Origin of the sequence: Aliiroseovarius sp. PrR006 (genome assembly GCF_010500215.1) — a bacterium.
Taxonomy (GTDB): domain Bacteria; phylum Pseudomonadota; class Alphaproteobacteria; order Rhodobacterales; family Rhodobacteraceae; genus Aliiroseovarius.
In genome coordinates, this window is the sequence record NZ_JAAGOY010000007.1 from 834,681 (window position 1) to 855,108 (window position 20,428).

The 20,428-nt window shown below is 57.4% G+C and carries 21 protein-coding genes and 1 tRNA gene; 5 read left to right on the plus strand and 17 right to left on the minus strand.

From position 1 onward, the window contains the following. The first annotated feature begins 3 nt into the window (after window positions 1–3). The 3 genes from G0Q00_RS12545 to G0Q00_RS12555 are packed head-to-tail and all read left to right on the plus strand — an operon-like array spanning window position 4 to window position 3,207. Complete coding sequence (locus tag G0Q00_RS12545) at window positions 4–993, plus strand: thiamine ABC transporter substrate binding subunit (protein WP_163039799.1); 990 nt, start codon at window positions 4–6, stop codon at window positions 991–993. Then, window positions 969–2,528: a thiamine/thiamine pyrophosphate ABC transporter permease ThiP gene (locus G0Q00_RS12550; protein ID WP_163039800.1), complete on the plus strand. Its 1,560-nt coding sequence runs from the start codon at window positions 969–971 to the stop codon at window positions 2,526–2,528. The genes G0Q00_RS12545 and G0Q00_RS12550 overlap by 25 nt, the downstream gene beginning before the upstream one ends. Continuing rightward, window positions 2,515–3,207: an ATP-binding cassette domain-containing protein gene (locus G0Q00_RS12555; RefSeq protein WP_163039802.1), complete on the plus strand. Its 693-nt coding sequence runs from the start codon at window positions 2,515–2,517 to the stop codon at window positions 3,205–3,207. The genes G0Q00_RS12550 and G0Q00_RS12555 overlap by 14 nt, the downstream gene beginning before the upstream one ends. Window positions 3,208–3,234: 27 nt before the next feature. Here the strand turns inward: G0Q00_RS12555 and G0Q00_RS12560 are convergent, their stop codons facing one another. Further along, window positions 3,235–3,759, minus strand: a complete 525-nt coding sequence (locus tag G0Q00_RS12560; protein ID WP_163039804.1) for a GNAT family N-acetyltransferase — start codon at window positions 3,757–3,759, stop codon at window positions 3,235–3,237. Between the two features lie 191 nt (window positions 3,760–3,950). On the opposite strand from G0Q00_RS12560, the gene G0Q00_RS12565 reads away from it, so the two are divergent. Continuing rightward, entirely contained in the window at window positions 3,951–4,211 is a 261-nt protein-coding gene (locus G0Q00_RS12565) for a hypothetical protein (RefSeq protein ID WP_239058432.1), read from the plus strand. Between the two features lie 299 nt (window positions 4,212–4,510). On the opposite strand, the gene G0Q00_RS12570 is transcribed toward G0Q00_RS12565, so the two are convergent. The 9 genes from G0Q00_RS12570 to dapF all read right to left on the minus strand — a co-directional run bounded on the left by G0Q00_RS12570 (window position 4,511) and on the right by dapF (window position 11,907). Then, complete coding sequence (locus tag G0Q00_RS12570; protein WP_163039808.1) at window positions 4,511–5,065, minus strand: hypothetical protein; 555 nt, start codon at window positions 5,063–5,065, stop codon at window positions 4,511–4,513. 149 nt (window positions 5,066–5,214) lie between these two features. Beyond that, window positions 5,215–6,012, minus strand: a complete 798-nt coding sequence (locus tag G0Q00_RS12575; RefSeq protein ID WP_163039809.1) for a cytochrome c1 — start codon at window positions 6,010–6,012, stop codon at window positions 5,215–5,217. Window positions 6,013–6,026: 14 nt separating this feature from the next. Then, window positions 6,027–7,340: a cytochrome b gene (gene petB, locus G0Q00_RS12580; protein WP_163039811.1), complete on the minus strand. Its 1,314-nt coding sequence runs from the start codon at window positions 7,338–7,340 to the stop codon at window positions 6,027–6,029. Window positions 7,341–7,351: 11 nt separating this feature from the next. After that, complete coding sequence (petA, locus tag G0Q00_RS12585; protein ID WP_163039813.1) at window positions 7,352–7,918, minus strand: ubiquinol-cytochrome c reductase iron-sulfur subunit; 567 nt, start codon at window positions 7,916–7,918, stop codon at window positions 7,352–7,354. Window positions 7,919–8,239: 321 nt separating this feature from the next. After that, window positions 8,240–8,842 carry a glutathione S-transferase gene (locus G0Q00_RS12590; protein WP_163039815.1) on the minus strand — a complete coding sequence of 201 codons (603 nt, stop codon included), beginning with the start codon at window positions 8,840–8,842 and terminating at the stop codon, window positions 8,240–8,242. 3 nt (window positions 8,843–8,845) lie between these two features. Further along, window positions 8,846–9,136, minus strand: a complete 291-nt coding sequence (locus tag G0Q00_RS12595; RefSeq protein WP_163039817.1) for a hypothetical protein — start codon at window positions 9,134–9,136, stop codon at window positions 8,846–8,848. 49 nt (window positions 9,137–9,185) lie between these two features. Next, window positions 9,186–9,794, minus strand: coding sequence for an FMN-binding negative transcriptional regulator (locus G0Q00_RS12600; RefSeq protein WP_163039819.1), 609 nt, complete (start codon window positions 9,792–9,794; stop codon window positions 9,186–9,188). 33 nt (window positions 9,795–9,827) lie between these two features. After that, window positions 9,828–11,090 carry a tRNA (N(6)-L-threonylcarbamoyladenosine(37)-C(2))-methylthiotransferase MtaB gene (gene mtaB, locus G0Q00_RS12605; protein WP_163039821.1) on the minus strand — a complete coding sequence of 421 codons (1,263 nt, stop codon included), beginning with the start codon at window positions 11,088–11,090 and terminating at the stop codon, window positions 9,828–9,830. A gap of 1 nt (window position 11,091) precedes the next feature. Continuing rightward, the gene (dapF, locus tag G0Q00_RS12610; protein WP_239058433.1) at window positions 11,092–11,907 is read right to left on the minus strand and encodes a diaminopimelate epimerase; all 816 of its coding nucleotides are present in this window, start codon (window positions 11,905–11,907) and stop codon (window positions 11,092–11,094) included. Between the two features lie 131 nt (window positions 11,908–12,038). On the opposite strand from dapF, the gene G0Q00_RS12615 reads away from it, so the two are divergent. Further along, window positions 12,039–12,114: transfer RNA gene (locus tag G0Q00_RS12615), tRNA-Lys, on the plus strand. A gap of 238 nt (window positions 12,115–12,352) precedes the next feature. Here G0Q00_RS12615 and G0Q00_RS12620 read toward each other — a convergent pair. The 7 genes from G0Q00_RS12620 to G0Q00_RS12650 form a co-directional block, all read right to left on the minus strand. After that, window positions 12,353–12,979 (minus strand): DUF2202 domain-containing protein, encoded by a 627-nt coding sequence (locus G0Q00_RS12620; protein ID WP_163039825.1) that lies wholly within the window; start codon window positions 12,977–12,979, stop codon window positions 12,353–12,355. Between the two features lie 207 nt (window positions 12,980–13,186). Then, entirely contained in the window at window positions 13,187–15,388 is a 2,202-nt protein-coding gene (locus G0Q00_RS12625) for a choice-of-anchor F family protein (protein ID WP_163039827.1), read from the minus strand. Between the two features lie 587 nt (window positions 15,389–15,975). Continuing rightward, window positions 15,976–17,220, minus strand: a complete 1,245-nt coding sequence (locus G0Q00_RS12630; protein ID WP_163039829.1) for a hypothetical protein — start codon at window positions 17,218–17,220, stop codon at window positions 15,976–15,978. Between the two features lie 109 nt (window positions 17,221–17,329). Next, entirely contained in the window at window positions 17,330–17,551 is a 222-nt protein-coding gene (locus tag G0Q00_RS12635; protein WP_163039831.1) for a hypothetical protein, read from the minus strand. Between the two features lie 139 nt (window positions 17,552–17,690). Then, the gene (locus G0Q00_RS12640; RefSeq protein ID WP_163039833.1) at window positions 17,691–17,915 is read right to left on the minus strand and encodes an AlpA family transcriptional regulator; all 225 of its coding nucleotides are present in this window, start codon (window positions 17,913–17,915) and stop codon (window positions 17,691–17,693) included. Window positions 17,916–18,022: 107 nt separating this feature from the next. Continuing rightward, window positions 18,023–18,700: a hypothetical protein gene (locus G0Q00_RS12645; RefSeq protein ID WP_163039835.1), complete on the minus strand. Its 678-nt coding sequence runs from the start codon at window positions 18,698–18,700 to the stop codon at window positions 18,023–18,025. Window positions 18,701–18,815: 115 nt separating this feature from the next. Beyond that, window positions 18,816–19,997 (minus strand): site-specific integrase, encoded by a 1,182-nt coding sequence (locus tag G0Q00_RS12650; RefSeq protein ID WP_163039837.1) that lies wholly within the window; start codon window positions 19,995–19,997, stop codon window positions 18,816–18,818. Window positions 19,998–20,428: the final 431 nt, after the last annotated feature.

Sequence of the window (20,428 nt, forward strand, 5' to 3'; positions counted from 1 at the left end):
CCAATGAAGACAGCCCTTTCATTTGTCGCAGGACTTGCACTGACCACGACCGCAGCCGTTGCTGCGGATAAACCCGTGCTGCAAGTTTATGCTCCTGACTATTTCGCATCCGAGTGGGGGCCCGGCCCCTCCATCGAGGCGGGTTTTGAAGCCCAGTGCGGTTGCGATCTGGAATTCGTCACCGGCGATGTCATGCCCCGCCTTATGCTAGAAGGTGAACGTACCGAAGCGGACGTCGTGATCGGCTTGAACACCGACGTGACCGCCCGCGCCCGTGCCTCGGGCCTGTTTGCCCCGCACGGTCTGGATGTCAGCGGCCTGACCCTGCCCGTCGATTGGACCGACGACGTATTCGTGCCGTTCGACTACAGCTACACCGCCTTCATCTATGACAACACCAAGATCACCGACGCGCCGACCAGCTTTGACGCGCTTCTGGCGATGCCCGACGACACCAAGATCGTCATTCAGGATCCGCGTAGCTCAATCTCGGGTCTGGCGCTGCTTCTGTGGGTGAAATCGGTCTATGGCGACAAGGCGGACGAGGCTTGGGCCAAGCTGAACCCGAAGATCCTGACCGTCACCAAAGGCTGGTCCGAGGCTTACGGCATGTTCACCGATGGCGAAGCCGACATGGTGCTGTCCTACGTCACCTCGCCCGCCTACCACATCATCGCGGAAGAGGACATGACCAAGTCCGCCGCGATCTTCGACGAAGGCCACTACCTGTTCGTCGACCTCGTGGGCAAAATCGCGAACACCGACCAGCCCGAACTGGCTGACGCCTTCATGGCATACGTGCTGAGCGAAGAGTTCCAGTCGGGCATCGCGACCACCAACTGGTCGTTCCCGTCGAAACTGGCGACTGAGAAGCTGCCGGAAGGCTTCCAGAACTTGCCCGTGCCCGCAAAAGCACTGGTGTTCTCGGAAGAAGAGGCCGAAGCAATCCGCAAGCCGGCTCTGGATGAATGGCTCGCAGCCGCGTCCAAATAAGCTCTACCACCATCCTTGGCGTTCTGGCGCTTGGGGTGGTGGTCTGCCTGACCCTTGGCACGTTGATCGCAGTTGCGATGCGGGCCGAGGGTGCGGGCAGGCTTGGCCCGGCCGATTGGGCCGCCATTCGCTTTACCCTGTGGCAGGCCGCCGCGTCGGCCACGCTTAGCATCCTTCTGGCGATCCCTGTGGCCCGCGCGCTGGCACGGCGCAGCTTCCCGGGTCGTTCCGTGTTGATCACCCTTCTGGGTGCCCCGTTCATTCTGCCGGTGATCGTCGCCATTCTGGGTCTGATCGCCGTATTTGGCCGCACCGGGCTGATCTCGCAGCTTCTGGGCCTGTTCGGGATCGAGCCAATATCCGTCTACGGCTATCACGGCGTCATCCTCGCCCATGTGTTCTTTAACCTGCCGCTCGCAACCCGCCTGATCCTGCAAGGCTGGCTGGCCATCCCATCGGAACGTTTCCGACTTGCCGCATCCCTTGGCATGGGACCATCCGACATTGCCCGCACCTTGGAACGCCCCATGCTGCGCGAGGTCGTGCCGGGCGCGTTCCTTGTCATCTTCCTGATCTGCCTGACATCCTTCGCCGTCGCGCTGGCCCTTGGCGGCGGACCAAAAGCCACCACCGTAGAGCTCGCCATCTATGAAGCATTCCGTTTCGATTTCGACCTTGGCCGCGCCTCGCTGCTAGCGCTGGTGCAGTTTGGCTTGGGCGCGGCGCTGGCTCTGATCGCTTTGCGCGTCGCTATGCCGTCCGACATGGGCGCAGGTCTGGACCGCGCCGTGACACGCTGGGATGACCGCCCTGCGCTGTTGGGGCAGGACATCGCCGCCATCACGCTCGCCACGCTGTTCTTGCTTCTGCCGCTGTGCATGGTCGTTCTCGATGGCTTCCCGCGCCTTTTGCACCTGCCCGAGGTCGTCTTTGGCGCGGCCCTGCGGTCTGTCATCGTTGCGCTTGTCTCCGCTGCGCTGACGCTGGCCCTGTCGCTCCCCATCGCAGCACTTGCCGTGCGCCATAACTCGCGCGTGGTCGAGGCGTTGGGCTATTTGACCATCGCCGCCTCGCCGCTAGTGATCGGCACAGGGCTGTTCATCATCACCTTTCCCTTCGTTAAGCCCTCGGACCTTGCGCTGCCCATCACCGCCGTGGTGAACGCGGCGCTGAGTCTGCCCTTTACCCTGCGCGCGCTGGTGCCTGCCTTGGCCACTGTGGAACGTGACTTCGGCCCGCTGGCAGACGGGCTGGGCATGACCGGCTGGACGCGTCTACGCCACCTGTGGCTTCCCCGCCTGCGCCGCCCAATGGGGTTCGCACTGGGGCTGGCCGCTGCGCTGTCGATGGGAGATCTTGGCGTCATTGCGCTGTTTGCCGACGGCGACAACGCCACCCTGCCCTTGCAGCTGTTCCGCCTGATGGCCGCCTATCGGATGGAGGACGCCGCCGCCGCCGCGCTGCTACTGCTGACCCTCTCGCTGGGCCTGTTCTGGCTGTTTGATAAAGGAGGTCGCGTGAATGCTGACCGTTGACCAACTGCGTATCGAAATGGGCGATTTCAGCCTTGCTGGCGACCTGACGATCCCCCAAGGCGCACGCGTCGCCGTGCTTGGCCCCTCGGGCGCAGGAAAATCCACGCTTCTGGCGGCCATCGCAGGGTTCCAACCGTTGGATGCTGGACAGATCCTCTGGGACGCCCAGCCCATGCCCAAAGATCCCGCTGCGCGCCCGATCAGCATGGTGTTTCAGGACAACAACCTGTTCCCCCACCTCACTGTCGCACAGAACGTCGGCCTTGGCCTGCGCCCGAACCTGCGCCTGTCGGACGAGGATCACACCCGCGTCGCCCACGCCCTGACGCGCGTGGGTCTGGAGGGTATGGGAGACCGCAAGCCCGCCCAGCTGTCCGGTGGCCAAATCGCCCGTGTGGCGCTGGCCCGCGTGCTACTGCGCGACCGCCCGGTGCTGCTGCTGGACGAACCTTTCGGCGCGCTTGGCCCCGCGCTGAAAGCCGAAATGCTGGCGCTGGTCCGGGAATTGCTGGACGAGACCAGTGCCACCCTTCTGATGGTCAGCCACGACCCCGAAGACGCCCGTGTACTCTGCGATCAGGTGGTGCTGGTGGCGGATGGAACGACCCATGCGCCCGTCGCGACGGATGAAATGTTCGCAAACCCGCCGGAGGTGATGCGGGAATATTTGGGCGCGTGATCTAAAGTCCACGCCATCCAACGACGCCTAGGGAAACTCACGCACATACATATCGGTGTCTGAAGACGAGAGCTCTGGGTTCAACTCAAATCCCGCTTTCTGCAGAACACGCGCAGATGCTTGGTTTTGCCGATCAACACCGCCAGCCAGACGCGCCGGTCTGTCTTGCTCGACGACAGAACACAGACCGACCAGCATCTCCGAGGCATACCCCTGCCCCCACGCATGTTGCGCAAACAAATAGCCAATATGCAGCACGGTTTGATCTGGATCGCTTGCCCCCTCTGCAAGGATCAACAGCCCCAGAAGGTCCGACGTCCGCAGGTCCTCTACAAGATGCACCTCGCTTTCTGCCGATCTGGCATCAATCCAGTCCGAGATAGAGGCCTTGCCACCCTCTAACTGAAGGGGCGGTGGCAAATGCTCGAGAACCTTTGGGGTTAGAAGTCCACTTAGCTCAGCTTCCAGCGATGCGCGCATCGCCGGATCTGCAAGCACGTCATGCCAGCTGAAAACCGAAAGGCGTTGTGTTGTGAAGCGGTACCTGGGCATCAAGGCTCCTAGATCAATGGATACGAGCAACGTTATCAGGTGCGGAAGCGTCAATCCAATCCCAGCCAAAGTCTGCAAACCCGCGCATTTTGAGAGAATCCCCCGTTTGTGGTATCCTCCGCCCCTTCAGGGCCTTTGGCCCGCTCACATATTTGGAGGGAGTTATGTTTGCACGTGTTACTGAATATAAAATGAAATCGGGTTCCCGCGACGCCGCAACCGAGAAACTAAACGCGATGAAGTCTCAGATCATGGCGATGCCCGGTATGCTGCAATTCGTCAATGTGATGAACGAGGACGGAACAGGCTATGTCGTCGCACTTGTCGAAAGCGAAGAGGTATCCAACGCCAATGCAGAAGCCGTCGCCGCCGCATGGGCGCAGTTTTCGGATCTCCTTGAGGCTACCCCGTCGCCCAACGGATATGACGTGATCGCCAACTGGACAAATTGAGTTAAGCGCATGAGGGCATGGGGATATTCCTCTCTTTGCCTCGATACAAGAAGGGCGCCCACGGGTGCCCTTTTTTGTGTCATCACACCCCATGCCAAGACAGGTACGCCTTCACAACGCGGCACACGCCCGCGCGCTCTGCGATTAGGTGGTTCTGGTGGCGGATGGGCTGGCTCAGGCCCCCGCACGATGGAGGGATGTTTGCGAACCCGCCAGAGGTATTTGGGGGGATGAAGGAAAGGTCGCTAAGAGCCCTTTTCGGCGTTCAGCAATGCTGGAATCGATAACGTCTGCGAAGACTATGGGCGGGCACACTCATTCGTTACGAGGCTCATTGCTTGAGCAAATCCATCGACTCGAATCTTGACACGAATTTGGCCTTTCCGACCTGCAAAAACAATTCGTTCACTCGGTTGCTTTGCTTGCGAAACTTTCAACAGTTCCGAGATTATCCTCTTGTCGGCATTTGGTGGTGGCCAAGCACTCACCCCGTCAGAGCGCATACGATAATTTCGGCCAGCAACTTCTATGTAAATCGCGGAAGACTTCCGCATTCGCTTGTCCGAGTAAATCGATACTTGAGGGTCCCTTATTCCACGAAACCTCGTCACTGCTAGGAAGTAGTTTTGATCGGTCTCTGGATCATGCAATATCCTTGTTGCAGCCCAGCAGGTCTTTGGTTTGGGTTTGACTTCAACGAAAACCGACCATTTTTTGAATGTTTTAATAGCCTCGGCTGCTGTGGCGGGGGCTGCTGCAAATGCTACCAGAAAAGCGAGCAGAACTTTGATGCGGCAGAGCTTTGCTGAAGATACTGGGTTATTCTTGCGGGATGCATTGGCTTGAGGCGTCATGCTCTCATTCTACGCCCAGATACTGGGTTAGCGCAAATTCAGGCAAATGGGTACCGGATCGTCCCGCAGAGCGGATATTTCTCGGCCCTAAACTGACCACAAAAAAGGGCGCCCTGCGGCGCCCTTCTCTATTCCATCAAACCCAACGCTTACGCGTCGAATTTCTTGCCCTTGTGCGGCGCCCAAAGCTTCTTGTTGGTCAGGTACAGAAGCGAGGTCAGCAGGACCAGCATCAAGACCGAGATAAAGCCAGCTTGTTTGCGGGCCATCATCTTGGGTTCAGCAGTCCACATCAGGAAGGCAGACACATCTTCGGCCAGGTGATGAGCCGAGTTGTTGTGGCCGTCGTCATACTCGACCGAGCCATCTTCCAACTGCGGAGGCATCGAAGTCCAGCCACCCGGGAACACGTCGTTGCCGTTCAGGTACTGGCCAGCAACTTCCTGCTCTTTGCCGTTAAAGCTGGTCAGGAAGGCTGCGATGTATTCAGCGCCACCCATACCTTTAACCAGCTGGTTGATGCCGGTGCCAGCAGGACCGTGGAAGCCAGCGCGGGCTTTGGCCATCAGCGACAGGTCGGGACCCATGCCTTCACCCGATACGGTCGGGAAGAAGTCAGCCGGCACGCGGGCGCGGTCGTCATCCAGTTCCGGATCGTAGATGGTGAAGTTTTCGGCTGCATAAGCGCGTACTTCGTCCTCGGTGTACTCGGGGCCACCTTTGTCCGACAGGGTACGCAGCGGGACGTAGCGCAGACCGTGACAGGCCGAGCAGACCTCGGTGTACACTTTCAGGCCACGACGCAGCTGTTCTTTGTCGTACTTGCCGAACGGACCTTCGAACGAGAAGGCAACGTCATGGACTTCACCGCCGGCGCCTGCGGCCTGAGCCGCGCCAGTGGCGAGACCCAGAGCGACGATCGCGGATGCTGTGAGTTGTTTGATCATTGTTCTCAATCCTCTCACTCGGCTGCGCCGGGATAGTGGGCGTTGAAGTCTTCCTCGATCGTTGCCGGAGGCGTGCTCGGTTTCTCGAACAGACCCAGCAGCGGCAGGATGACCAGGAAGTAGGCGAACCAATAGGTGGAGCCGATCAGCGAAATCCAGTCATGCGGGAAGTTCGTGTCACGAGCGCCAACCCACATCAGAACGACGAAGTCGATCAGCAGCAGGCGGTACCACCATTTGAAGGCCGGGCGATACTGACCCGAACGTACCGACGAGGTGTCCAGCCACGGTGCCAGAGCCATCACGATGATGGCGCCGAACATGGCCAGCACGCCGAAGAACTTGGCGTCAATGATGCCACCGGTCACGAAGCTGACCAGCTGCACAACCCAAACGTCCGCGGTGAAAGCACGCAGGATCGCGTAGAACGGCAGGAAGTACCATTCCGGAACGATGTGTGCGGGCGTCGCCAGAGCGTTTGCCTCGATGTAGTTGTCGGGGTGACCCAGATAGTTGGGCATGAAACCGACGATTGCGAAGAAACCGATCAGGATCAGACCCAGCGCGAACAGATCTTTGATCACGAAGTAAGGCCAGAACGGCAGGGTGTCTTTCTTGGCTTCTTCTTTCGAACCACGGCGAACCTCAACACCGGTCGGGTTGTTGTTGCCCGTGGTGTGGAAGGCCCAGATGTGAACGGCGACAAGCGCGGCGATCACGAAGGGCAGCAGGTAGTGCAGCGAGAAGAAGCGGTTCAGCGTGGCGTTGTCCACAGCAGGTCCGCCCAGAAGGAAGGTCTGCAGCGGCTCGCCGATGAACGGGATCGCACCGAACAGGCCAGTGATAACCGTAGCGCCCCAGAACGACATCTGGCCCCAAGGCAGAACGTAACCCATGAAGCCGGTGGCCATCATCAGAAGATAGATGATCATGCCGACGATCCATGTGATCTCGCGGGGGGCCTTGTACGAACCGTAGAACAGGCCACGGAAGATGTGGATGTACACAGCCAGGAAGAACAGCGATGCGCCGTTCATGTGAATGTAGCGGATCATGTGACCGCCGTTCACGTTACGCATGATGTGTTCGACCGAGGCAAACGCCAGATCAACATGCGGGGTGTAGTGCATCACCAGAATGATACCGGTGACAATCTGCATCACCAGGCAGAACGCCAGTACGATGCCCCAGATCCACCACCAGTTCAGGTTTTTCGGGGTGGGGATCATCAGCGTGCCATAGGCAAGGCCAACGATGGGCAGACGCTCGTCCAGCCACTTTTCAAAGCCCGACTTGGGCTCGTAGTGATCGTGAGGAATTCCAGACATGTAAGCCTCCCTTATCCCAGTTTGATCGTCGTTTCGTCGACGAACACGGCGACGGGAACGGGCAGGTTTTCAGGTGCCGGACCTTTGCGGATACGGCCCGAAGTGTCGTAGTGCGAACCGTGGCAGGGGCAGTACCAGCCGCCGAATTCGCCAGCGCCGTCGCCCAGAGGCACACAGCCAAGGTGGGTACACACACCCATCATCACCAGCCATTCGCCAGCTTCGTCCATCGCACGGTTCTGGTCGTCAGCCGACAGGGCCGCATCGCGGTTGTCGTTACGCGCAAACGCGTCGATCAGGTTGTCGGCGGTGTTGTCTGCACGAGCAACATCGATTTCTTCCTGAGTACGGCGGCGAATGAATACCGGCTTGCCCAGCCATTTCACGGTGATCTGGCTGCCGACGGCAACGTCAGCAATATCAACGCGGATCGAGCTGAGCGCCCGAACATCGGCAGAGGGGTTCATTTGATTGACGAGCGGCCAAACAGCAGCACCAGCCGTTACGGCTGCGGCGCCACCGGTCGCATAGTAAAGGAAATCCCGGCGGGTTCCTTCGTGGTCGTCGGCGTGTGACACGAGCGCATCTCCCTAGCTAGGTTGCAATATGGCAACCGACACGACTGAAGACCGCCTTTGCAAGCGGTCCGTTTCGCGGCTGTTTATCTAAGGAAACGCGCTCAGTCCAGAAGTCATTAGGGCACAGAGGGCGGTTTTCAAGGATATGGTACCCGGAAAACATGCTGCAGCTGCACTGTTGGCGCGAACATCTAAAATGTCCCGGATAATTTTGCGCAAACCTGGCCCCACGCCCATGACTTAAGTCAAACGGCGCGCGACAATTTGGCGCGTGAGTCGTTTGTGGATAAATCCGGGCACGTGACGCCCGGCGCTAGCCGGTTAAACCGGCTTCGTCGCCTTCATGCTTTCGCGCTCGCAGAACACCGCGAACCAGTCGTCCAGCGCGTCGCGGCCTTTGCGCCAGCCGCGGGCGTCGTGGCGGAAGTCCAGATAGCCCAGCGCGCAGCCGACGGCGATCTGGCCCATGTCCAGCGGACCGGACAGGTGGCTCATCCAGCGAGTGTTGAGCGCGTCCAGCGCGCCTTCGATCTTGCCCCATTGGGCGTCCAGCCAGCCACCAAACTGCATATCCTCGGGGCGGCAGCGGTTTTCGTAGACCATCAACACACCCGCATCCATGATCGCATCTGCTGTCGCTTCCAAGGTCAGAACCTCCCAGATGCGGGCCTCGGGATAGAGCGTCCCATGCGCGCGCGCGTCCAAAAAGCGGGTGATCACTCGGCTATCATAAAGCGTCGGACCATCCGGGCGGATCAGCGCGGGGATCTTTGATAGGGGATTGGCCGCCGTAATCGTCGGATGTGGCGCGGTGGGCGAAGACATCACGTCGATCCGTTCGATGTCATCCACCTGCCCGGTTTCATGGATCAAAACTCGCACTTTGCGGGCAAAGGGCGATGGCCCGGCCGAGATCAGTTGCATATCTTATACCTTCCGAAAGCGAATGCGGGTCAGTCCGACGGCGTCAATCTCGACCCCCGGCCCGTTTTCCCCAAGACGGATCACCCGGCGCATCCGCGCGGTGGCGTTCACCTGTTCGCTGTCTGCCGTCTTCTCGCGCCGCGCGGTCAGCCCCTCGGGCATCTCGTCGAACGCGTCTTCCATACGCTGATCCCGCCGCCCTCGTTCAACCGAACGGGCGATGGCATAGGTGGTCAGGGCGACAGCGCCATAGCGCAACGCAACGGCGGCAATTGGGGCAAGCGGTAAGGCCATAGGATCCTCCTTGTATAGAAATGTAGGTGGGCCGGGGGCTTATGTCCACTTACGCAGGTGGATCACCCATCAGTTTGGCGATTTCGGCAAGCTCTTGCCCAATGCCCGTATGCATCTGCGCGGCGGCAGCTTCGCGCGCTGCATCGTCCTTGTTCTGACCCAGCTTCCATGTGCCGTCGATCTCCTCAACCTCAAGCCGCATGGGGACGATCATGCGTTCCATCTTGGTCACGACCTCGGGTGTCATCTTATCAAAGGTCCAGGGGGCTTTGCCGTCGATCCGTGCTTCATAGGCGGCGGATTGACGGACCAGAATGTCGTGCAGCGCGTCGTGTTCCAGCGGCACCAAGCGCCCGCGCAGATGCACGGCGACATAGTTCCATGTGGGCACTTGTTGCTCCGACTCATACCAATCAGGCGAGACATAGCCGTCGGGCCCGGTCACCGCGATCACTGCATTGGTCTCGCCCACCCGCGCGATGGGGTTCGAGCGGACCAGATGGAACTCGGCCAGCGACCCGTCATCGGACAGCAGAAACGGGATATGGGACAAAAGCGGCGTGTCGCCCGCCACGCAGAGCGTTCCAAAGGCGCGGGTCTGGGCGAAAGCGATGTTCTGGTCGCGTTGGCTGCGTCGAAAAACAGGGTTCGGGTGCATGGCGGATCCTCTGGCTGTACTGCCAACAGGTGATCAGACAACCAGCTGTTTGTCTACAATGCGCGTGGGCGTGGCGGTGATTAGAGCGCCCTCTTCTTGCGGCGTGGTGAAGATCACCTCGGCGAAATGGGCGGTGCGGCCCATCGTGGGGTTCTCCATCAGAATCTGATGTTCCTGCCCCACTTGCGCTTCCAGATGCCGCTGGACCTGAGCGTCTCCGGCCGCTCGCAAACGCGCCGCACGTGCCTTGATCACGTTGCCATCCACGGTGTTGGGGATTTTCGCCGCTGGCGTGCCTTCACGTTTCGAGTACGGGAAAACGTGCAGCCACGTTAGGTCGCAATCTTCCACCAGCTTCACGCTGTTCTCAAAATGCGCGTCGGTTTCGGTCGGGAAGCCCGCGATGATGTCGGCGCCGAAGGTGATGCCAGGGCGCAGTTTGCGGGCCTCTTCGCAGAAAGCAATTGCATCATCACGCAAATGGCGACGCTTCATCCGCTTCAGAATCAGGTCGTCCCCGTGCTGAAGGCTGAGGTGAAGATGCGGCATCAGGCGCGGCTCGGACGCAATCGCCAGCATCAGGTTCTCATCCGCTTCAATCGAATCGATCGAACTGATGCGCAGGCGCGGCAGGTCCGGCACCAGACGCAGGATACGCATGACCAGATCGCCCAAGCGCGGCTCTCCGGGCAGGTCCGCGCCCCAGCTGGTCAGGTCTACGCCGGTCAAGACGACCTCGTTAAAGCCGCGATCCACAAGGCGCTTGATCTGATCGACCACGACACCTGCTGGGACGGACCGGGAATTTCCGCGGCCGTATGGAATAATGCAGAAGGTGCAGCGATGATCGCAGCCGTTCTGGACTTGCACGTAAGCGCGCGACCGCGTGCCGAACCCGTCGATCAGGTGGCTGGCGGTTTCGGTCACGGACATGATGTCATTGACCTGCACACGCTCGGTGTCGCCGATCAGGTCGGGGGCAAGGCCCGCCCATGTCTCGGGCGACATCTTTTCGTGATTGCCGATGACCGCGTCGACCTCGTCCATGTTGGCGAAGGTCTCGGGCTCTGTCTGTGCCGCGCAGCCGGTGACGATCACCTTGGCGTCGGGATTTTCCCGCCGCAACTTGCGGATTTCCTGACGCGCTTTGCGCACGGCCTCGGCGGTGACGGCGCAGGTGTTCACCACCACAGCGCCTTCGACGCCAGCCTCGTCGGCCAGACGTTTCATCGCCTCGGTCTCATAGGCGTTCAGGCGACAGCCAAGCGTCGCGAAAATCGGGGGTGTCGCGCCCATCTTACAGACCCTTCAGAAAGGCTTGCGTCAGCTGGCCACTATAAACAAAGGCGGTGGGGCCGGTCATCCAGACGCCATCCTCGCGCCAATCCAAGGTCAGCCAGCCGCCATCCAACTCCATCCGCACACGCTTGTCGGTCAAGCCGCGCTGATGGGCGGCAACGGCCGTCGCGCACGCACCCGAGCCACAGGCCAGCGTGATCCCCGTGCCGCGCTCCCAAACGCGCATACGAATCTCGTCACGCGACCGGATTTCAGCGAATTCTACGTTGGTGGCTTCGGGGAACAGCGGGTCGGTTTCAAAGCCCGGACCAATCCCGGCCACATCTACAGCTTCGGCATCCTCCACAAAGAACACACAATGCGGGTTGCCCATGCCGACAGCGACGGGATCCCCGTCCAGCGGAAGGTGCTGTAGATCCACGTCCTGAGACAAGGGCACCTCTTGCCACGTCAGCTGAGGCTGCCCCATGTTCACCGCGACCAGATCGCCATCGGCGCGCGCCTCAAGCACCCCGCGCGAGGTGCGGATGGTCAAAACATCCTTGCCGGTCTGATCCATCATATAGCGCGCCACGCAGCGGGTCGCGTTTCCACACGCCCCGGCCCGACTGCCATCCGAATTCCAAAAATCCAGATCAATATCCGCCACGTCCGAACTGCGAATCTCGGCCAGCTGATCAAAGCCAACGCCGCGATTGCGATCGCCCAGCCCAGCGGCAAGTTCACGAGTCACCACAGCATCGCGCCCCCGTGAATCAATCATCACGAAGTCATTGCCCGCCCCATGCCATTTCATGAACTCAAGGCCATTCATATGTATCTGCGCATTCGCCATAAGCCGCGATATAAGCCCTTGGCAAAACTTTTGCCAGAGATCGTGCAGATTCATTCGAAAATGGGGTTGACCCCACCCGCCACTCCCTTTAGTCACCGCGCTCACAGAGTGGGCCGTTAGCTCAGTTGGTAGAGCAACTGACTTTTAATCAGTGGGTCGAAGGTTCGAATCCTTCACGGCTCACCACTTTCATCTTAAATATCAAGATGTTGCGAGCCGCGTCGAAAGACGCGGCTTTCGTGTTTCTGATTACCGGAAGCTATACGGAAGCAGTGTGACTGGGATTCGCATGTGGCTCGATAGCAACAAAACTCCAATTGGCAACCAACCGGAACGGGCACTGACCCAGCCTTGTCGCTGTCTGGATCACAACAACGTCGTGAAACATACAATCAAACCACAAGAGACAGGTATACACTCAGCTTTAACTACGCCCCTTTTGCTTCCCTTGACCATTTCGCGGCCTATCTTTCTGGCCTTTACTTTTCTGAGCGGGCATCTCTTTGGCGTTCTTACCAACTTGTTTGCCTCTTCCCGCACCCGATGCTACTTTCTGACAATCACCTGCACTGCATCGCTCGAAGGTAGGCAGGTGCTTGGTTTCAGATGCCGTCATCAACGCCGTGAAGACACGCGTGATGTCTTTATAGTCCGCGACGGCGGGCAACAGATCGTCTTCATACATGGCGATGTTATCGATTTCGCCCTGAACGCCAGTCTCGTACGCCTCGACAATGGTCGAGGGGATCGGAGCGATCGGCAAACTTCCATCAAGATAGCCGTTCTCGGGAACTTCAACACCGTACTTCTCCAGAAGATCGATCAGTTTTTCGGCATGCCGTTCTTCTGCAAGCATGATGTTGGCGAAGGGCGTATTCGTACCGTATTCGTCTACCAGCTCCGCATAGAAGGCCTGCGCATGATACTCGTCATTTAGTGCCTCAAGAAGTGCTGCCTCGGCCTCGGGCGACAAAGTCTTTGTTGCGGCCTGAAGCGGCATCGCCATACAAGCGGCGACAGCAAGAGCACTTAGGATACCTGTTTTCGTCATTCTCTTTTCCTCAATTAGGCGCGTTTCTCATATCTTTTGCTGACAATACTCAACCACCATTTGTCAGCCGTGTCTGCGTGGCACATGGACGCAAATCCCTTAAGTATAAGGATAATGCGCGAAATTTTGCCTAAATTGACAACATAGCCAACAAACAAAAAACGGCCCCTTTCGGGGCCGCTCTTGTCTCATCCAAATTGCAGGCGTTTAGAACGATGCGTTGAGGCCAAGTTGGATCTTGTGACTTTCATAATCACTACCGAATGACCCAAAATATCCCCCGGTAAACGTGGTGCGTGTTGTACCTTGATCGACGAGAACGCTCTCGAAGCCGACTTGAACATCCACCCAGCTTCCATCTACCCCAGAAACGGGGTGAAGGGCACCGGGCAAGCCAGCAAAGCCACTTTCGACCATCATGTCGCCGCCATCTGCCAAGGTGAAGGCAAGGCTACCGGTCAACATGGTGTTCCCTGCCCCCTGTGGCAGCATGTATTCACCGCGCACCCCCATCGAACCAAGCAACATGCTTCCCGACTGCTCGCCAACGTCCAAGTTCCAGATACCGGCACCCGTTTCCGTGAAGGCATCCACGGACAGGTTGTAGTATTCAACCGATGCCATCGGACCGAACCGGAGATTTCCACGCGATTGCATATACTCACCTTTAAGGGCAGCAAAAATCTGCGACCCGTCGGTGCTTCCTGTTGCGGTTTGCCCCATCACACTTCGGATAGAGTCGAAGGACAGGTTTTGATAACCAATGACACCTTGGATCATACCTTGATCGCCAACCTTGGCGCGACCGAAAGCTGCGATTGAAAGAGCATCGGCATCAATGCTGCCCCGCGCGTCATAGGCGTCGGCTGTGCCTTGTGCACTGCCGATCAGCACCCCAAACGAACGTCCGTTGTCCAGCTGTTTTTCCGCACCGACAGAGAATACGGTGAACTCGGTGTCATATCCAATGTTGTACAGCGTGGTGTCAAAGGACGACTGACCGCCCCCGACATTGAGAAGCCAATTGGTGTCCTCGCCCAGCCCCCAACTGCTGGCAGCGCCAGCGCTTGACATGACAACCCAGGTATCTCCCGTTTGCGGAAGAACACCCGTGATGGTGTTGATCTGGTTGCGCGAGAAATCGAAAGTAAGGCTCGAGTATGCGGGCAGGAAGCTGAAACCCATTTCTTCTAAGCTGGCCGCACGATCATCCTCGCTCATCGCCAAAAGATCCGAGATTGCAGTTTGATAGGCCGCGGCATTTCCAAGATCCATGTACGGGACGTTGGCGGCAGCATCCAAATGCCCGGCGACCTTGAATTGATAAGGCGTCGTGGTCTGTTCAACGATCGGTGCAAAGGACGGAGTAACCAGCAGCGTAAATTCGCCACCATCCAAGCTGCCCACCGTCATTGTGAAGTTCAGGTTGGCGTTGCGGATGTCTTCAATCTCGGCTGTTTCGAACAGGCCATTGGCTTCGACAGCCGCCACAATGTCATCCGGAACAAGCGCCCCGGGTGCATAGTCCAGATCGGCCACATCGACGCCCAAAGCATCCGCAAGTTCAGCCAGTCGTGCGCTTTCATTTGCAGGCAACGCCAAGGTGCCATAGGTCCAGCCGCCACCGGCCAGATTGTTCCAAGCAACTAGCGCGGATTCATCGCTGGGATCGCCGTTGTCATCCCAGAACAGCCCGTCGGGCGTCATGGTGTTGTCCAGCAACGCTTCACCGAAGCGCGTGGTGAAATCCGGATTGGTAAGTGCGCCGAAAATCAAAGCGTCTTCCGTTAGGGAAACCTTCGTCAAGCCCGCACTTGTATCTGAGAAGAACCCGATTTCGCCTTCGTGCCCGCCTTCACCAAACAGGCCTTCGGGCATCTTCGAGCCCAGACCGATTGCCGTTGCATCCAGATTGAACAGCACCGCGTTTTCTGGTGTCAGCTCACCCATCGAGGTGCCATTCTCATCAATCAGTTCGACCGAGAAGCCGGTCATACGGGCACCTGTGTAATTCGAGGTCTTGGCGAAGGTGAAATAATCGACCGATGGATACTCATCGCTCGCCGTGGTTCGCATGGTAATCCCAAAGGGGTCGCGGCCAGTTATTTGCGTTTTGATCCGCTTGCCAGATCCTTCTGCAGAATCGCAGTAAACACCGGGGGTACTGGCCATCAAGCAGTTGGTCACCTCGCCACGTGAGGTGAGGCCAGTGAAGTCTGTTATAATCACTTCGTACGGATCGACGAAGGTACCATCATCCTCGCGCGTGCGCGTGAAAGTAATAGCCTTCATGCCCGGTTCTTCCACACCCTCATCAGGGTCAGCAAAGATCAGTCCGTTACCATAAGTGCCGACGAAAAAATCGTCGCCCAACGTGTCTGCCAACAGCGGTGCACAAGTTAGCAGCAAGGCTGTCGGCGCAACCGTGCTAAAATAAAATTTTCCAGATTTCATTGTCTTCTCTTCACCCTCTCTAAACGATCCCACACGTAACCCTTTAATCAACACTCACTCTTGATAACCTGTTATGGTTGCTACGAGTTTGACACATATCAAAATTTGAATGTTATTTGCGAAAGTGACGCTTGGTCAAGAAAGCCTGATGAGGATTCCTGTGGTTTTCCCGTCATATCGGGCAAACCGAAGGGGCATACGTATTTGAATGTCGCCAGCAAACTTGTCCGTCACAGGGGAGATATTGCGAGCGCACTCCGCGTTGCCGGGTTGGCTTAGCTTGTTATGCCATTACAGCCTCCATGTAGACCCTAACCAAGTGGGTGATGGTCGGAGGTCGTCTGATCCACTCTTGTTTACCTTATCGAAGCAATGCTTGATGGACGGTGATTAAACTTGCAGGGTTAAAACCAGTGGCTAGTGCATCAATGGACTTCTGCGCGACCAGAATTCCGTACGGATGCGATATGTAAATGTGCTTCGTTACTCCGCATCTTCCCTACGTAGCGTACGATACGTATACGCTACGTAGGATACGTACCTTACGTTCGTAAGAACACATACCGGTCCTTGGCATCCTGTAACTGCTTGGCGGACCGCTCTGGGTCGGCCTCGACCGCTTCCGTCATACGGTCGGCAAAACCTTGGAACGCGGTTGGCAATTCCTCATGCTCCCAGCCCTCAAGCGCGGCCATGGTGATGCAGGTCCCCGTGACTTGTTTCAGCAGGCTCGCAATGTGTTCCTCGCGGTGAACTTCCTTCATGGGGTTCGGGTCAGCCCCGCTGCGCATTTCGATCAAGCCGTCATTCATTTCAGCACAGACCACATCCCAAAGCGGATGGTTGGGCCAGCGGGCGCGGTTGGTGTCGTTGGGGTCGGGTTCGGTATAGCGGATACGCTCACCAGAGGACCGGCAGAGGTCTCCGAACTGGTCAAAAAACTGTTCCCATGTGCGGATGCCCCAAGTGTCTTTCAGGAGGTTCTTTCCTGCCCGGAACTCGACCCGCCAGATTTGGTTCTGGGCGGCTTGGATCTTGTCTGGCGTCAGTGGGCCGGGAACGCGGCCCCTACGTACCGTATAGGGCGCGTTGGTGTTCCCAACCCCACGACGTAACGTATGGTTCCAGATGTCCCACCAGTGGTGCTTGCCGTGGGCGATCACCTCGGACCGTTTGTTGTAGATGATCACTTGCCGGTTGGCGATGCTGCCAGACGTGACAGACGACACCCATCCGGATTTTCCATGCACGGCCACATCCTCATAGGTGATCTGGTCACGACGACCAGCGGCGCTATGCGCGATCAGGTTGTTCGGATCCAGCGCCAGATCATTCACCAGCACATCGACGCAGAAGTCCGCACGAGAGATGCTGACATCCTCCGGGCCATAGCGCACCCCAAAGGCGTCCAGGACGCGCTCACAATGGGCCTTGGCGGCTCCTAGGCCATAGATGGACATGAAGAACGATCCAAACGACAGGCGGATGCCCCATTTGTCCCGTGAGTTCGGTTTCTTGATCGACCAGCTTGCGCCTTCCGGCCCGCCGTCCAGCAAGAAGCGATAGCCTTTGCCGCCGTAGGGCTTCAGCAGGAACTCTGCGCCACCATAGGAGATCAGAACATCTTTCTGTTCTTCCTCGGCAATCGCTTTCTGCGCTTCCAGATATTCAAACAGTTCCGGGCCGATATTGGCCTGAATAGACAGGGCCAGAGTGTCAAAGCCCCGATGCAATACGGTGTAGTCTTCCGGGGTTCCTGTATTTCCAGAGGGGGGTGCTACTATCACCCCCCTCTTGGGGCGCGGCCCATTTGAACAGCTGCTTTCGCTGGACGCGCGGGAGCCTCCGGCGGGGTAGCTTTTGTTTTGGGGCCGAGGGTTGAATTCGGTGTTCAGATCAGGCTTGTTCATGGGTCTTTTTCGCAATCCAGTTTTCGGCGCGCTCAGCGCATTTTGAGAGATTCAGAAGGTCGGCATGGGCAAAGCTCTGTGTGCTGTGCCAATCGCCTTGTGCGTCCTTGTAAGAACGCGTGAAGTCGACAGAGTAGAAGCTGTCATTCTTCCAAATCGTGGCTGTGATCAGCCCAACCCGGAACTTGAATGCTGGTTGGTTAGACATGGTTTTCCCTTCGAGGATTTGTGTTGGCGGCAGACATAGAAAGGGCGCAGGGTGGCGACACCCCGCGCCCCGTTTGAAAGCCTATCGGCCCCAAAATCCCCACAACCGCTACCAACTGTTGCGGGGCAAAACTCTGATTTTAGGAAGGTGCGACGCTAGTATTGGCCACGCGCTTTTCAGCGATCCACTTTTGCAAATCGCGGCGCGTGTAACGAACCGAACGACCAGAAACTTTGATGAATAGAGGGCCACCGCCACGAACTCGCCAATTCTGCAAGGCGCGTACGGAATAACAGAGATAGCTAGCGGCTTCTTTTTCGTCGATCAGCTGATCAAGGTAGTCTGGGTGCGGTTGAGTTAGCATGTTCACCTCGCTGCATTTGGTTGCGTTGAGGGGACCATGCAGCGTACTCAAACTACGATGTAACACCACATAAGGTTTTTTTCGTACCCTAAGTGGTGTGCAACAATTCAGTGCCCTTGAAGCACTCGATCGATGCGCCTTCCCAGAGCAACTGGTGTACTAAAACTATCTGGCGCGAACTCTTCCAAGAACGCTTTTGACATTTGAAAGAACTTACCATTGAACTCGTCCTCGACAGTTTCATCCCGATAGCAATGGGATTTTGCCGAGTGTCCTGTTTCCGTTTCGTATAGCGCTGCTAAGTCAATGAGCATCTGATCCAAGGATGGGTTCAGGCTTCCTTTTTTCACACCTTTGGTTGTGTCTAGGTGATCTATTTCATCCTGACAAACTTCGAGAATCCTCTCGCAAGTAAGCCTAACTTGCTCCAGAGTTTCGTCATCTGGAGGCAAACCCTGATCACTGTCAAAAAAATCGAAACCTTCCCATCTTTCTTCGTGGGTAAGCTCGTTCAGTTGGAACTTGATATCGCTTTCTACGTCATCATGAAGATCAGCCAGCGCATTTAAAAACCCTGAGGTTTTATCTCGCAGCCGAGAAACCTGCGCGCGTCGCTCTTTGCGGGTGACTTTAGGGGTGTTTGCCAAATAGCGCTCATATCGGATCAGAAAATGCACCAACCTGTCTTTGAAAAGATAGGTTTCTCTCTGCCCTTCAATCAGTTGGTGGAGCCTTTCAACAAGCTCATCCGGAACCGTCGCAGCGATTTCTTCTCGAGTGTTCATTGCTGGCTAGAATCTCTCTTCTCACGGTACTCTTTGCGCTTAATAACTAACTGGAGGCAGAAGCGCCTTAACTAACTAATAGACGTAAAGTCTTCTGAACGGCCCCTCCACCTAACTACTTAACTAAGCGCAAGGGCGCGCGCGTATCCTTTTTGACCGCTCTAGCTAGACGCGCCGCCACCGACCCAGCCGCGCGCTGCACCGCATCATCTGCCAGGTGAGCATAGCGCAGGGTGGTGGTCAGGTTTTTGTGCCCCATAATTTCTTTCAGGGTAAACGGATCGATCCCATCCTTCATCGCTACCGACGCATAGGTGTGCCGCAGGTCGTGAATGCGCACATCCTCCAATCCAGCCTTCGTGCGAATTCGTCGCCAGGGCTTTTGCAGGTTCACAAGCGGCTGGCCGTCAACATCTCCCAGTATCACAAATGGATTATTCTCTTCCCTGGGAAGCTCCATGAGAATGTCATAGGCCTCTCTAGGTAGCGGGATACGCCGCCTCCCCGTCTTACTGTCAGGCAATTCTAAATGGTGGCTTGTCACATAGTCCCAACGGAGCGTCAGAATCTCGCTGAGGCGGCATCCGGTGTAAATCAGCAGGAGGATGGCCGAAACCACGTAGATGGACTCTGTGCCCTCTTCCAGCGCCTCTGCAAGCACTTCGCCAAGTCGCACCTGTTCGTCATCCGAGAGGTAGCGTTTCTTTTCTTCCTCACGAAACTTCTTGATCCGCCGCGCCGGGTTCGATCCGGCCTGACGCAAGCCCCAGTCCTCTGCCAAGTTGAACAGCTTCGACAACATGCTGGCGGCACGGTTGGCCTGATAGGGTGTCTCCCGCAAAGCGTGGTGGAAGGCGACCACATCGGCCCGCGTGACCTCAGCAATTGGGATGGGACCAAGTCGGGGCCGGATAAATCGGCGGATGATGCTATGATAGTCGCGCGCTGTTGTCGGTTTGCAGTGCTGCTCCACGTATTCTTCCAGGAAGCGATCACAGAGGCCCGCAACGGTCGGCGCACGACGCTTGGCCTGTTTTGTGGCGGACGGGTCTTCCCCACGAGCCACGTCGCCTAGGAGCTGCGTTGCCAGAATCCGCGCCGCCTCGGCAGTCAGAACCCCATGCTGGCCTATGGTGATCCGCCGGGTCCGTCGCCCAATCCGGTACTGAACCAGGTAGGCCTTCTTTCCGGATGGATAAACCCGGACCCCGAACCCGCGCATGTCACGATCCCAAACGAGATAGTCTTTTGCCTCAACGGCCAATCCCTCGACACTGCGCTTGGTCAGTTTGAACATTGCCAGAACACTCCCTGCTTCCGGTTTGCTTCCGGAAGCTATACGGAAGCAAATGACGGCGAATTCTGGCGTTAGTCATGAGTCCTCGGCGCATAGAGGGTCAACATAAATCATTGTTTTTAATGCGCTTTTGTCAGTGTGGCGAACTTTGGAGAAATACAGAGAAACCGCTCTGGGCGTTCTTTTAATCAGTGGGTCGAAGGTTCGAATCCTTCACGGCTCACCACTGAACCTCCTTAAAATCGATAGGTTACAAGCTTCAGCAATCCGCTGAGGCTTTTGTTGATCCTGTTTTGATGGACTATTCACGGACAAATCCGCACTCTACGCCTGTGTCCTTTAAACAATCCCAGATCGACAAGCCCATGCCGTGGGATTATCAACCAATCCTGTGATCGGGGCAGCGCTTACCAATAAGCCGTGGAGTCCTG